Origin of the sequence: Pseudobacillus sp. 179-B 2D1 NHS, from assembly GCF_045370945.1 — a bacterium.
Lineage (GTDB): Bacteria > Bacillota > Bacilli > Bacillales > Domibacillaceae > Pseudobacillus.
On sequence record NZ_JBIQDP010000021.1, the window covers coordinates 41446 to 54814 of the forward strand.

10 protein-coding genes are annotated in these 13369 nt (G+C 40.4%); 6 read left to right on the forward strand and 4 right to left on the reverse strand.

Features of this window, described 5'->3' with window-relative positions; all coding sequences use genetic code 11:
• Positions 1-26: 26 nt before the first annotated feature.
• Both fliD and ACH0BF_RS18465 read left to right on the forward strand, forming a co-directional pair.
• A complete protein-coding gene (fliD, locus tag ACH0BF_RS18460) occupies positions 27-2105 on the forward strand; it encodes a flagellar filament capping protein FliD (protein WP_406909987.1) in 2079 nt (692 codons plus the stop codon).
• Positions 2106-2929: 824 nt separating this feature from the next.
• The gene (locus tag ACH0BF_RS18465; protein ID WP_406909988.1) at positions 2930-3691 is read left to right on the forward strand and encodes an IclR family transcriptional regulator; all 762 of its coding nucleotides are present in this window, start codon (positions 2930-2932) and stop codon (positions 3689-3691) included.
• A 44-nt stretch (positions 3692-3735) separates the two neighbouring features.
• Here the strand turns inward: ACH0BF_RS18465 and ACH0BF_RS18470 are convergent, their stop codons facing one another.
• From ACH0BF_RS18470 to ACH0BF_RS18480, 3 genes are all read right to left on the reverse strand, one after another.
• Complete coding sequence (locus ACH0BF_RS18470; protein WP_406909989.1) at positions 3736-5010, reverse strand: dicarboxylate/amino acid:cation symporter; 1275 nt, start codon at positions 5008-5010, stop codon at positions 3736-3738.
• A 326-nt stretch (positions 5011-5336) separates the two neighbouring features.
• Positions 5337-7019, reverse strand: coding sequence for a thiamine pyrophosphate-dependent enzyme (locus ACH0BF_RS18475; RefSeq protein ID WP_406909990.1), 1683 nt, complete (start codon positions 7017-7019; stop codon positions 5337-5339).
• A complete protein-coding gene (locus tag ACH0BF_RS18480; protein WP_406909991.1) occupies positions 7019-8191 on the reverse strand; it encodes an LL-diaminopimelate aminotransferase in 1173 nt (390 codons plus the stop codon). The genes ACH0BF_RS18475 and ACH0BF_RS18480 overlap by 1 nt, the downstream gene beginning before the upstream one ends.
• Positions 8192-8676: 485 nt before the next feature.
• Between ACH0BF_RS18480 and ACH0BF_RS18485 the strand changes: the two genes are divergently transcribed.
• From ACH0BF_RS18485 to ACH0BF_RS18495, 3 genes are all read left to right on the forward strand, one after another.
• Positions 8677-9861 carry an S-layer homology domain-containing protein gene (locus ACH0BF_RS18485; RefSeq protein WP_406909992.1) on the forward strand — a complete coding sequence of 395 codons (1185 nt, stop codon included), beginning with the start codon at positions 8677-8679 and terminating at the stop codon, positions 9859-9861.
• Positions 9862-10276: 415 nt separating this feature from the next.
• On the forward strand, positions 10277-10477 hold the full coding sequence (locus ACH0BF_RS18490) for a YjfB family protein (protein ID WP_406909993.1): 201 nt from the start codon (positions 10277-10279) through the stop codon (positions 10475-10477).
• 518 nt (positions 10478-10995) lie between these two features.
• Complete coding sequence (locus ACH0BF_RS18495) at positions 10996-11616, forward strand: DUF3298 and DUF4163 domain-containing protein (protein ID WP_406909994.1); 621 nt, start codon at positions 10996-10998, stop codon at positions 11614-11616.
• A gap of 314 nt (positions 11617-11930) precedes the next feature.
• On the opposite strand, the gene ACH0BF_RS18500 is transcribed toward ACH0BF_RS18495, so the two are convergent.
• Positions 11931-12878, reverse strand: coding sequence for a hypothetical protein (locus tag ACH0BF_RS18500; RefSeq protein ID WP_340852267.1), 948 nt, complete (start codon positions 12876-12878; stop codon positions 11931-11933).
• 121 nt (positions 12879-12999) lie between these two features.
• Between ACH0BF_RS18500 and ACH0BF_RS18505 the strand changes: the two genes are divergently transcribed.
• Positions 13000-13212, forward strand: coding sequence for a hypothetical protein (locus tag ACH0BF_RS18505; RefSeq protein ID WP_120034850.1), 213 nt, complete (start codon positions 13000-13002; stop codon positions 13210-13212).
• Positions 13213-13369: the final 157 nt, after the last annotated feature.

Below are 13369 nucleotides of genomic sequence, written 5' to 3' on the forward strand. Positions count from 1 at the left end.
TTAAAAATAATGGGAGTTGGATACGAATGGTTCGAATCGGGGGATTAGCGAGCGGGATGGATATTGACTCACTCGTAAAGGATTTAATGAAAGCGGAACGGATGCCGCTTGATAAGTTAAAACAAAAAAAGCAAGTATTGGAGTGGCAGCGGGATGACTACCGGGCGATGAATACGCTGCTTTTAGACTTTCGTTCAGAATTGACGCAAATGAAACTGACAACAAAATACCGAGCAAGAACAACAGCGTCTACCAATGAAGCGCGAGTAACAGCGACAGCGAGCAGCGCGGCTGCCCAGGCTTCTTATTCGATTAGTAAGGTAGAACAGTTAGCGACTGCGGAAACAAGAGTAAACGCAGGCTCTATTTTTAAAAGTGGAAGTCAATTTGATGAAACAAAAGGCCTGTACTCACAAGACAGCAAATTTGAGAAGCAAAAGGCAGAAGTATGGAAAACCGGGGCTTTGCAGACTGAAACAATCAGCGTCACTGCTTCTGGAAGAGAGTTTAAAATCAGCGGGACTACGGGCAATATTAAAGCAGATGAGTTGACCAATTGGAGCGTTAAAGTAAATGGGGTAGGATTTAACGCTATTACTGAGGCGGAACTAGGCACGGGTACTTTAACCGAAAATCAAGTACTCGTAAAAGCTGACGGATCTTTACAATTTGGCAAAGACATTGCCAAAGACAGTTCTATCCGTGTGGAGTATGTGACTGATAAAAAAACAGAGACATTATCCATTGGAAGCAGTACAAACTCGTTACGGCTTGCTCAAGGAACAATTGACCAAGTTACCCTAAAGCTCGTTACGGACGGAAAAGCCCAGGATCTCACGATCGATACTAATGGGAGAATAACTAATTCATCAAATGTGGAAGTAGGCGTTCTTAATAAGGAAACAGGAGAAATTATCTTTAATAGCCAAATGCCTCGCCCTGCTAAAGACTCTAAGACTAAAATAAGTTTAGAAGTGCAATATGATCATAAATACACTTCTTTCTCGGTGGGAGCCCATACGTCTAAGGGAGAGCGCCATGAATCATTTTTAATTTCCGGCTCAGAATCTTTAAATTCAGTCGTTAATGAAGTGAACAGTTCAAGTGCGGGCGTCAACATGTTCTTTGATAAACAAACAGGAAAAATGTCACTCACACGTACCGAGACGGGAGACTTCAATTCAAATGGAGATGAAATTAGCACATCCGGCGATTTTATCCAAACAGTTTTACGTTTAGGAACAGATACTTCCGTTGGTGCAAAAGTGGAGGTTCAGGCGGCAAATGCCAAGTTTGTCATTAATGGTCTAGAAACTAATCGTTCTTCCAACACGTTTGAAATGAACGGTGTCACGTTTACACTTAAGCAAACATTTACAGATAATCAGCCTGTCAGCGTCTCTATCAACAATGACAGCAGCAAGGTCTTTGACAACATTAAAGAATTCGTTACGAAATATAATGAGATGATTGATAAAATCCAAAAGAAAACGAGTGAGGAGAAATATCGGAGCTATACGCCACTGACGGATGATCAGCGTGAACAGCTGTCGGATAAGCAGCAGGAGATGTGGGAGGAAAAAGCGAAAAGCGGATTGCTGCGGCGGGATCCTTTGCTGGCAAGTGTCCTAAGCAATATGCGTATGGATTTTTCCCAGCCTGTCGGGAACGACCAAGTATCTGGCATGTTTAATCAGCTTGCTAAGCTTGGTATTACGACGACGGCAAATTATTTGGAAGGCGGCAAGCTGGAGATTAATGAAGCGAAGCTTAAGAAGGCCATTGAAGAAGATCCAGAATCTGTAGAGAACTTTTTCCGCGGAGATGGAACGACAGACGGCCAAAAAGGAGTTATCCAGCGTCTGTATGATACAGTGAGCAGAACAATGGATCAGCTAAAAGAAAAAGCAGGGAACTCTTTCTCTACACAACAGCAGTTTGCAATCGGTCGGACCCTTAAAGGGCTGGATAGCAGAATCGACAGCTTTGAAAACCGGCTTACCCAGATTGAAGACCGCTATTGGCGTCAATTCACAGCGATGGAAAAAGCAATTCAGCGCTCGAATTCACAATCAACGTTCTTGATGAATCAGTTTAGCAGTTGATGAGTTTATAAACTAGTAGAATACAAGCAATTATAAAAATACGATAAAGGCTGCCCAGGGGCAGCCTTTCGTTGTAGGCAACAAGGAATTTTTAACTATTATAATTGTATTTTTAGAAATTTATTGAAAGTCCTTTTATGTGAATATTAACGGGGAAAACTATATGGTTTCTTCATATGAAGTGAAGAAAACAGACTAGACTTTAGCATCTTTTATACCTGGATTGAAAATATAGCAGCTGTTTTAGATGAAGCCGCAGCAGGTATTGAGCAAATGGCTGCTACTGCACAACAATCAAGCAATCCAAAAGATGAAGTATCTGAGAATACAAAATCACTGGAAAAGAGTGCAGCTAATTTAACTAATCTTATCCAACGGTTCACAATAAAATAAAGCGTATAGGATTGAGCTATAGTCAACTAAAAGAAAAAAACAAACAGACAAGTGAGCGTTTGAAAAAGTAGTACCAACACGAATGATGATGGTGATTACTTGTTCATGGGACAAGGTATCATATAAATCATTTTTTAAGCCCCTTCAGTTTTAAAGGTGTTTTTTTATGTTCAATTACACGCATTTGTGGTCACCTTTTTGGACGAATGTCTGCGTGTTAACGGTTCATGTACGAAAGCCCTGAATTTGATAAAACGAATGATGACTTTTAGAAAGGTAGTTTCATTACTTAGCAAGGATCAGGTGCTAGCAAAACGGTATGGTTGCTCCTTCAATTTAAAGTTATTAACCATATAAACACTATCCTGCATGGTATAATAGGGATAACAGCATAGGTGATGCTCAACGGAGTAAATGGAAGGAGGGACATAATGAACCAGAGCGTAGTGAAGGCTTTGAAGCTGCTGGATCTTTTTTTAGATGGTCAGACTGAATTGACGCTGAGTGAAATAGCTGAGAAAGCCGCCATGCCCAAACCAACGGCTTTTCGCTTTCTCGCTTCTTTGGAAATATCCGGCATGTTAGTGAAATCGAAAAACACAGGTCAGGATGTACGTTATCGTTTAGGGTTGAAACTGTTGGAATTAGGTAATATTGTAGCGGAGCAATTGGAAATTCGAACGATTGCCAAACCGTGGATGAAAGAGCTGTGTGAGGAGCTAAATGAAGATGTTCATTTAGTTATACTGGACGGTGATGAGGCGGTTTATATCGAAAAAATTGAAAGTAATCAAAAGGTTCGATTGCATACTCGTGTAGGAAAGCGTTCAAGTATTTACATAGGATCCGGGCCGAAGTTATTGTTAGCTTTTCTGCCACCAGAGCAACAAAGCAGTCTCATTTCCCGTATAAAGTTAGAGGATAATGCGGATAGTCTAATTCAATCGGAGGAAGCTTTGTACAAGCATCTTGAACAAATTAAGGACCAGGGGTATTCGATTAGTTTAGGGGAACAGGAGCGGGAAACGATTGGTATTTCCTATCCTATTCATGACTATTCGAAAGAAGTCATTGCCGCTTTGAGCGTAAGCGGCCCTGTCAGCAGAATTGACAAGGAGCTTCAAAAGGAAATTCAGGAAAAGACGAAAAAAACGGCCCTGAATATCTCCAGGGCGTTAGGCTATATTGAATAATAAATGGCCAGCGGCGAATTAGCCGCTGGCCATTTATATATTCATTACTTGCTTATCGTTTTGATTGTCATGTCGGCTACTGGTTCGTTATAGTCACTGTGCTTTTGTTCACTTTTATCAACCACGGCAGCTCCAACGATGTCGCCGGTTACATTACAGGTAGTAAAAACCATATCCGTGATGACGTTGACTCCGGCTGTCAGGCCGACGATCTCGATAGGGAGGCCGGCTTGTGTGAACACAATCGACATACCGATCAATCCGGCTCCAGGCACGCCAGCTGTTCCGACTGCTGCTAATGTTCCTGTTAAAATAATGCCGATGATGGTGCCGATGCTTAAATCATAGCCAACGATTTCAGCAGCGAATATTACGCCCACACCGAAGTGAATGGCCGATCCGTTCATGTTCACGGTAGCTCCAACAGGTAAGGTGAAGTCTGCTACACGGTCACTAATGCCGGCTTTTTTGGCGGCTTTAAGAGTAACAGGAAGAGTGCCAAGGCTGCTGCATGTTACGAAAGCGGTTAACAAGGCTTCACGAACATTTTTGAAAAATTTCAGCACCGGTACTCTAAAGAGTAAGAGGATCAATGGAAAGATAATAAACATTTGTACGCCGACACCGACATAAGAAGCAAGAACATATTTTCCAAGAGATTGTAACGTATCAAACCCTTGATTCCCTATTGAATTAGCTGTAATGCCGAGTACTCCAATAGGAGCGTATTGGAGCACTCCGTTCAGGATTCGAAAAGTCACTTCACTGCCAGCTTCAGAAAGATTTAATAATAAGTTTCCTTGATCTCTCATTTTTTGATCTTTAGAGTGGCGCATGAATGAAACAGCAAAACCAACAACCAATGCAAGGAATACGACACTCAAGATATCGCCGTTAGCGAGCGACTGAAAAATATTAGTCGGAACGATATTAAGGAAAACCTCAATTGCCGATGGAGCTTCAGGAACTTCGAAATTTTCGCTTCCCGGCATGCTGAGCCCAATGCCCGGATTAATCAGTTTAGCAATCCAAATACCTAGCAATAAGGAAACGGCAGTTGTAATCAAATAGTAGGGAAAGATTTTTATGCCGATCCTTCCTAATTCTTTCGGATTAGAATTGTTAACAGATACGATCAAAGTTAACAAAATGAGTGGAACAACGACCATTTTAAGAAGGTTAAGAAAGAGTGTTCCCAATGGTGCCAGCGTACTAGCTGATGGACCGAATATTAATCCGACGATGATACCAAGAATAAAGCCAGTCGTGATTTTTAAAATAAAGGATTTCTTTTTATACCAATTCCAAAGTTGGATCACATTATATTCCTCCTAAATTACTTTATTAGATGACTGCGGGTTATTCTGTGAGCTTTATAGCAGAGAGGAGAAAGCGAAGGGCTTTCTTGTATGCGCTTACAAGAGGGACGTTAAAATAAGAAACCACCGTAAGCTTTACCTATACAAAAATTCATTTCAATATATGAAACAGCATTTCTTTATTTGTTGTAATAAATTTACCACACTGGTAAAACTTTAGCAACGACTTTTTGACAATTCTCAATATTTATTATTTTAGTGAAAAACAAAAGGATTTAAAAAAAGTAAAGAATCACTCCCTCGTGGAATGATTCTTTAAAATGCACTTATTTACGGCTGTCTCTTAGTTCTGTGATGGTCTTTGAAACAGATATTTGTTCAGGGTCCATTCTTAATTCGAGAAGAGTAGGGACCTTGCTTTTTACTGCTTTTTGCAGCGCTTGTTTAAATTGATCTGCTGTTTCAATCAATTCACCTGCCGCTCCCATTGAATGGGCAAGAAGAACAAAGTTAACATTGCCAAGATCCGTTCCCACTACTTTTTCAGGATAATGGATTTCCTGATGCATCCGAATAGTTCCATACATTTGATTGTTATAAACAATGCAAATAACAGGGATTTCATACCGGACAGCTGTTTCCAATTCTTGAATGGTCATCATGGCACCGCCATCTCCTGACAAAGATACGACAGGAGCAGAGGGATTAGCTAACTTGGCCCCAATGGCTGCGGGAATTCCGTAGCCCATAGCGCCTGAAGTAGGACCGATATAGGTGTTAGGTGTAGTAAATATAAAGTAGTTATGAAGCCAAGTAGCAAAGTTTCCGGCATCGTTCGTAAAAATGGTTTCCGAAGGGAGTTCACTCTGTAACAGTTTAATCGTTTGCTGGTAGGAAATCGCCGCTTCGTTTTCTTCCTCCACCTTTAATGAAGAATACTCTTCAAAAATCTCACGGCGTTCTTCTGCCCATTCTTCTGCCTCCGCCTGCAGCGTTACATTTAATGTTATCAATGCAGATAAAGCTTCTTTCGCATCAGATAAAACGCCTACGGCTGGAGCGAACACCTTACCGATCGTATCTTCACTTATATCAATATGAACTAGCTTTTGCTCTTTGTTAAATAACGAATAATCTTGAGAGGTAATTTCAGAGAGCCTCGATCCCAACGCTAAAATAACATCCGCTTGTTTGGCTGTTTCTAATATCGGAGCTGGTGTTCCTAACCCTAAGTGTCCCGCATAAAGGCGATGATCGTTCGGGAACACATCATGACGCCGGAAAGAAGCCATAACCGTGATACCAGTAGACTCAGCAAAAGTGATTAATTCTTTCTCAGCGTTTGAACGCACCACTCCGCCTCCAGCGATAATGATAGGTTTCTTTGCCTCACTTAATAAAGAGCTTATTTTTTCTAGTTCTGAGCTAGAAGGAGCAGGCTTTGGCCGTTCGAGTGACGGAGCAAAGGCCATATCCGTAATATCTCTAAGCATATCCTCCGGCAGAGAGACAACTACTGGACCAGGACGGCCGGATCTTGCCATTTTAAAGGCACGGCTGACTAATTCAGGAACTCGTGCAGCATCTCGAATTTCAACGGTCCACTTCGCTATATGGCTAAAAAACTGATCCAATTCTACTTCCTGAAAGCCTTCACGCCCTCGAAAAGCTGTATGGACTTGTCCTAAAAAAACGACCATAGGGGTAGAGTCTTGATAAGCAGTATGAATGCCGATCGCTAAGTTTGCCCCTCCAACGGCTCTTGTTGCCATCACTACGCCAGGTTCTCCAGTAGCTTTCGCATACCCTTCCGCCATAAAGGAAGCCCCTCCCTCATGACGGCAGGAAATGAGTTCAATAGAAGGTTCGTCATAGATGGCGTCCATGACTGGCAAGTAACTTTCTCCAGGAACACAAAATACTTTGGACACGCCTTCCTGCTTTAAAGAGGCGACCACGCCTTGACCACCAGATAACTTTTCCATTTTAACAGATTGAGTGTTTAACATTACTTTACCCTCGCTTTCAAATTGGCTATTCTTTTAATCGCTTCATCTAATCGGTCATTGGAGACAGACATGGATAATCTGAAAAAACCTTCTCCAGACGGGCCGAATAAATTACCGGGTGTGATGATAACCCCTGTTTCTATTAATACCTTTTCTGCAAAGGCGGCTGAGGAATACCCGTTAGGGACAGGAGCCCATATAAAAAAGGAGCCTTTCGGAAGTTCAACGTCAATGCCAATGGTTCTAAGCGCGTCAACCATTTTTTTCATTCTTTTATAATAGATTTCATTATTTTCTCTCACACTTGCATGGTCGCTCGTTAAAGCGGCAGATGCTGCTTTCTGAATGGCCATGAACTGACTCGTATCAATGTTGCTCTTTAAATTGGCAAGGGCTTTAATCATTTCTTTATTGCCGACCGCATAGCCAATTCTCCAGCCTGTCATATTATAGCTTTTTGACAGAGAGCCCATTTCAATAGCTATGTCTTTAGCTCCGGGCACTTCTAATATACTTGGAGCTTTATAGTCTTCATAGGTGACTAAAGAATAAGCAGAGTCATGAACAACGGCAATTTGATTTTCTCTGCAGAATGAAACAGCATGTTCGAACGTGCTTACATCAACCGTAGCGGAAGTAGGATTTCCCGGATAATTTAGAAACAACAGCTTGGCCTGCTCAATATTTTCTTGGCTTAATTTTGTAAAATCTGGCGCGTATTGATTTTTACGATCAAGAGGCAAGTTGATCGTATGGACGCCGGTTAAATAGGCGGCCGTTCGATATACAGGATAACCGGGATCAGGTACTAAGATAGATTCTCCCGGATTTACTACTGCCGGAATGATGTTGGCAATCCCTTCTTTGGAACCGATAAGTGCCAGTACCTCTGTATCAGGGTCAAGGGTAACTCCATATGTTTTTAAATAGAAGGAGGCAACCGCCTCCCGATATTCTGGGATTCCAGAATAGGGAGAGTACTTTGCGTTTTTCGGATTATCTAGCTCCTCTTTTAACGTTTCAATAACAAAAGAAGGAGTCGGAAGATCGGGAGCCCCAATGCCTAAATCAATAACATCAATGCCTTGAGACGATAGTTCCTTTTTCTTTTTATCAATTGAAGAAAAAAAGTAGGGAGGTAACTGTTGAATTTTATTAGATGTAAAAGTCATAGCAAGTCCTTCCTTAATAAAGTATTTAACAAATAAAGATCGTTTCATTATTAGAAATTAAGTTTTGTATAATGAAATTATAAAACTTAATTTTAAAATTTTCAATCAATTAATGAATTAATTTTTTGTAAGTAACGTTAGGACAATTTCTTGCTTCGTTAACTAGTAAAAGGATGTAAAAAGGAAATGCGCCTACTATCTAACTGTCTAAGAGTCTACTTTACCTTCACGTTCTTAAATTTTGTGCTGGTTCAATAGCTTGAATAAATATAAAGAAATGAAGTTAGTTCATTTCGACAAGATCGGACAGAATGCTTGATACGGCTCATTTATAATAATAAGATCCATGAAACTATTTATTTGAACAGGTGTAGGAATGAGCAGAAGACGAAAAGGCAGAGAGCGTTATAATGTGCAACAGCAACTGGAATTCTTTTTTGTTAGAGTTTAGTCATTATAAAATTCAGGAGAGAGGCGGGGGAAAGATGACTTTTAGAAAAAGAGTACAGGCTGCTTTTATGGCCGTTTTGCTTCTAGGTTGTATCCCAACTTTGAGCACGAAGGCTGCTAGTTATTCAGATGTGCCGGCTACCCACTGGAGTGCGAAGGAAGTGGATTACTTAAGTGACTTAGGCATATTAAAAGGCGGCTCCAACGGCAAGTTTAATAAAGATGCGCCTGTCACGCGAGCACAGGCGGCCGCTATTTTAGTTCGCGCAAAGAAGCTTCCATTAGTAAATGTGCCAAATCCAGGTTTTAAGGATGTGCCTGCTTCTCATCCGTTTTATAAAGAGATTGCCGCGGCCGTCCATGCTGGCTGGTTTTCGAAAGCTGTGAATTTTAACCCGAATGGAAAATTGAAGCGTGTAGAAATGGCGAAAATCACGACGGATGCTTTTTCTCTAAAAGGATCGTTGCCGGTGGAATGGGAAGATATGACGAGAGCGTATTGGGGGACTCCGTATGTTACGCCGCTCGTAGCGAATGGGATTACTTCCGGTTATACTGCTACGAAATATAATCCGTCAGGGGTCGTTACACGTGCACAGTTCGCGGTGTTCATTGCCCGGGCGTTGAACGAGAAATTTAGAATTAGCGTGGTGTCTTACCCGAAAAAGGCGGCGCAAGGGATATTCTATCCGCAATTTAAAGGTACGGCAGGTGTTCATGATTTTAGCTTTTTAAACAATGAATATGCAAAAATAGGAAGAAATCTCGTAAGTATTCGCAAAGAAATCATGGATCTTGCCCGAGAAGATCATTCGCTGGGGAAATATTATGAATACGTGGTGTCTTATAAGGTGGCTCGCGCCGATGCCAATTATACAAGTGTTGTATTCGAAAGCTATGAATATGCAGGAGGCGCACATGGGTATGAACAGCTCTTCTCTTACAATTATGATGTGAAGAATAGCCGTTTTATATCACTTGATCATCTTGCGAAAAAATCAAATTATGAACGTGCGGTGATTGACCGGATCAATGCCCAAGCCTATGCGTTACACAATCAGGGACGCATTTACTGGGAGGGACTTGACAGTTTAACAGAGCATAAAAATCAATTTTACATGACCACTGCAGGGTTTGTCGTCTACTTTAACCCTTATGAATATGGCCCGTATTCAAATGGCATTAGAGAATTTACCTTGCCGTATTCTTTAATCCGCTGATTGGCTGGAAAGTGCTTCTGTTTAGCCCGCCTTTGATAATGGCGGGTTATTTTATTGGGGATGATACACTTCTCGGTCTTTTAAAGGTAAAATAATAAAAAGCAGCTGAATTTCTTAGCCTATTCAGCTGCTTTGTAAACAAATTTTCTATATAGTTAAAGAGACAAAGCAACGGTTGGAATCTTAGCAGCAGAATCAGCAAAGAACTATTATGCGAAGAGTAGAGAGCTTCCTAAAAGAATAGTCGAATACGCTCGTGTTCATAAGTTTTCTCTATTAGGAATGGATCGGCTAAATGAACTGAAATAAAAACTTTATTTATTGGCTCTGTTATACTTGATTGTTGATTGCCACTGCAATCAACGATTGAAAAAATAACATAGAGCTTATTTATTAGAAAAAGGGAGGTGTTTTTATGGACATAGCATTGATGTCAATGGCATTGAATCAAGGAAAAGTTCAGCAGCAGGCTTCCATAGCGGTGATGAAGATGGCAATGGGAGGGGCAAAGCAGCAGGGAGAAGCCCTTCAAAAATTAATGGAGACGGCTGATGTGGCGGCTATTCAACATGCTGCTCAGCTGCATTTAGGAGGCAGCATCGATTTAAAAGGATAAGATGAGCTGAATACTCATAAGCAAAAAGCCGTTGAATGGAAGGATTCAATGGCTTTTTGTTTAATTTCCCCAAAAAAGTTGGTCTATTCTTTGTGCGGTGATCAACACATCCGTACATTGTCAATTGTGGATATTCAGTCTATTATTCCCAAGAGACAACCCTGAGAAAGAAAAGCCTTTCTTCGGACGGATTCTTACATATTTTCAAAATAAGTGAAAACGAACGCTCATGATGCCTGGAATCACTTCCGCGAAATTCATAGAATTCCTTGTTTCTTTTAACCATACATGATCGTTTAAAAAATTTAGTGATTTTAAGGGCTTTAGTAAAAATACACAATATACCCAAAATTGCCGGTGTAAGAAGAAGATTCATTCGATAAATAGGAGGAATATATGATGGGGACTAGCTGAAACTGATCGGGTGAATGACAGAGTTAATCGGAACGTCTTTGTCTGCACACTCTTTCTCCTTTTCAAGAATACTATGCATTAAAACGAGAGAAGGATGAGGAACCTTGCCTACTGCATTACCAGTTGCTGTCCAAACCGTTAAGCTAAGTAGCGGGCCACAGAAAACAGTCTTTTATCCCCAAGTTACCGGCATGCGAAATAAAGAGGTTCAAAAAGCAATGAATCGTGCCATTGCTTATCAAACCCAGCAGCTTATCAACCTGCAAGTTGGAAATATGCCGACAACGGTTGAAGAGATGGAGGGCTCCTATGAAATCAAAAACAACCAACGAGAAGTGCTGAGTGTATCGCTTTCTAATTATACGTATCACTTTCATGCAGCTCATGGAATGACATTTATTAAATCATTGACATTTGATTGGCAAAAAGGAAAGCTTTATCAACTTAAAGATTTGTTTAAGCCCGGAAGTGATTATGTGAAAAGGCTGTCTGACTTAATCCGCATACAAATCCAGCAGCGGGATATCCAACTGCTGAATGATTTTACAGCTATTCAGCCGAATCAAGACTTTTACATTGCCGATAAAGCGCTTGTCATTTATTTTCAGCTTTACGAAATCACCCCATATGTTTTCGGCTTCCCGATGTTCCCGATTTCTGTGTATAGCTTACAGGATATTATTGATGAAAATGGACCGCTCGCACGGATGGCTGTGAATAATTAGCTGGAAAATAAATATTGTCTTTAGCTTGTTTTGCAGCTGTATGATTTTCTTCTGGCGAAATATTTACATGAGCCTCTCCTAAAAAATAGCTGTCTATATAAAATAGACAGCTATTTTTATTGAATAGAGAGTATCGTTCCGTCACAGTAAACAATCCAGCCAAGTTTTCAATAACCAAGTCTGGTTTACTATTCGTTTGTTCGATATCTCTTTGGCTAGACATGCCCGTTAATACGAGGCAGGTGCAGATATGGTTGTTCTTTGAGACAGTTTTTCTTCAAGAGTACGAAAGCATAAGGAGTTATCACGAGGATTTACTTTTTTATAAACTTATTACATGCATACAATCCTGTCACACCTGTGATCTCGGCGGCTAAGCTGCGTAAAGCTGATCCGCCAACCCGAAGTTTTTCTTCCCATGAAGTAGCACCAGCAATCAACTTTGCGGTCTCTTTGAAGCCGCCCAATGCTTTAATATATTTCCGAACTTTAATGATTTTTGCAGCTACAAACAGATTTGAACCGACAAACCAAGTTAACGCTGCACTGCAAGCACCAATTGCCACCCAGTCCGGATCGGCAATAACAGGGAAAGCCGTGTTTTCGGTAAAGTTGACAACTTGGATCAGCGTATTGTCGACCACTTTATAATGGGTAGGAACACTCATTCCATTGGCATCTTTTGCCCATGCTGCACCAAAGACACTTTGAATGATATTATTCTCGTCTACAATGAAGACTTCCCCAGTATCTAATTCACTGCCTGGCTCTTCACCGAAATATTCAGAGGAGAGCATCACTTTGTGACCAGCAGGTAAGTCTAAGTCAAACTTATATTCTTTGGGAGCATTGGCATTCTTGATATTCATTAAACTTCGTACGCCATTCTCTGTCGGTTGAACGATTAAATCGACATCGCCATTATTTTTATATTCATAGCTGCCGGAGTCTGTAATTTCAGGAGTGCCCACTTTCATATCATTAGGCACACTGATCTTTAAATCTTCTTTTGCTGTCTCTTTGTTTACTAAAGTAATTTTATTGTCAGATTGGCCAGGGAGGTCAATAACGTTAAAGTTATTTTCAACAGAACCAGCAGTGGTAGGAGTAATCAAATCCTCCGTGCCAGTAATCGCTTCGGTTTTCTCACCAAGTGAAGAGTTGATATCAGCATTAGCGCTTGCTTCAGTTCCTAAAAAAATAGTCGAGCTAGCTAAAATAAAACTGGTAGATAGATAGGTTAATTTTTTTCGTAAATTCATAAAATTTCCCCTTTATTGAAAAAATTATAAAATAATGGTATAACAACTAATATTAAAAGTAAAATAGTTTTTTACAAAAAAATGAATTTATTGAAAATTAATCCATAAGTAGGAGGAGCTTATGAACAAATATGTAAGTGGAATAACCGTTGTCTCCTTGCTGGCGATTATCTTATTGGCTATGGATAAAATATCATTAGAAATGTTTTTAATTATATTTTTGCCGTTGGGAATCATCATGTTATTTGTTGGGGGAATAGAGTTAAAAAACACGCTTAAAGATAAAAAAAGTATTGAAGCAAAAGCAGAGGAGCTTAAAAATAGAAAAAGATAAGAGGTTAAAAGAAGTTCTCTTGCCAGATAGGATGCTTATCTTTATGAGGTTATTTCATTGGTCATTTGCTTTGAGTTTCATGCTGGTTCATCTTTACGGAATTCACAGGGCATAAGGAAAGGAAAACGGGCTGAAGACATTCAGCCCGTTTTCTATT

Excerpts from the sequence above, each read along its gene's own strand:
- fliD (WP_406909987.1), top strand. The coding sequence starts at position 27 with ATGGTTCGAATCGGGGGATTAGCGAGCGGGATGGATATTGACTCACTC.
- ACH0BF_RS18465 (WP_406909988.1), top strand. The coding sequence starts at position 2,930 with ATGAACCAGAGCGTAGTGAAGGCTTTGAAGCTGCTGGATCTTTTTTTA.
- ACH0BF_RS18475 (WP_406909990.1), bottom strand. The coding sequence starts at position 7,019 with ATGTTAAACACTCAATCTGTTAAAATGGAAAAGTTATCTGGTGGTCAA.
- ACH0BF_RS18480 (WP_406909991.1), bottom strand. The coding sequence starts at position 8,191 with ATGACTTTTACATCTAATAAAATTCAACAGTTACCTCCCTACTTTTTT.
- ACH0BF_RS18485 (WP_406909992.1), top strand. The coding sequence starts at position 8,677 with ATGACTTTTAGAAAAAGAGTACAGGCTGCTTTTATGGCCGTTTTGCTT.
- ACH0BF_RS18490 (WP_406909993.1), top strand. The coding sequence starts at position 10,277 with ATGGACATAGCATTGATGTCAATGGCATTGAATCAAGGAAAAGTTCAG.
- ACH0BF_RS18500 (WP_340852267.1), bottom strand. The coding sequence starts at position 12,878 with ATGAATTTACGAAAAAAATTAACCTATCTATCTACCAGTTTTATTTTA.
- ACH0BF_RS18505 (WP_120034850.1), top strand. The coding sequence starts at position 13,000 with ATGAACAAATATGTAAGTGGAATAACCGTTGTCTCCTTGCTGGCGATT.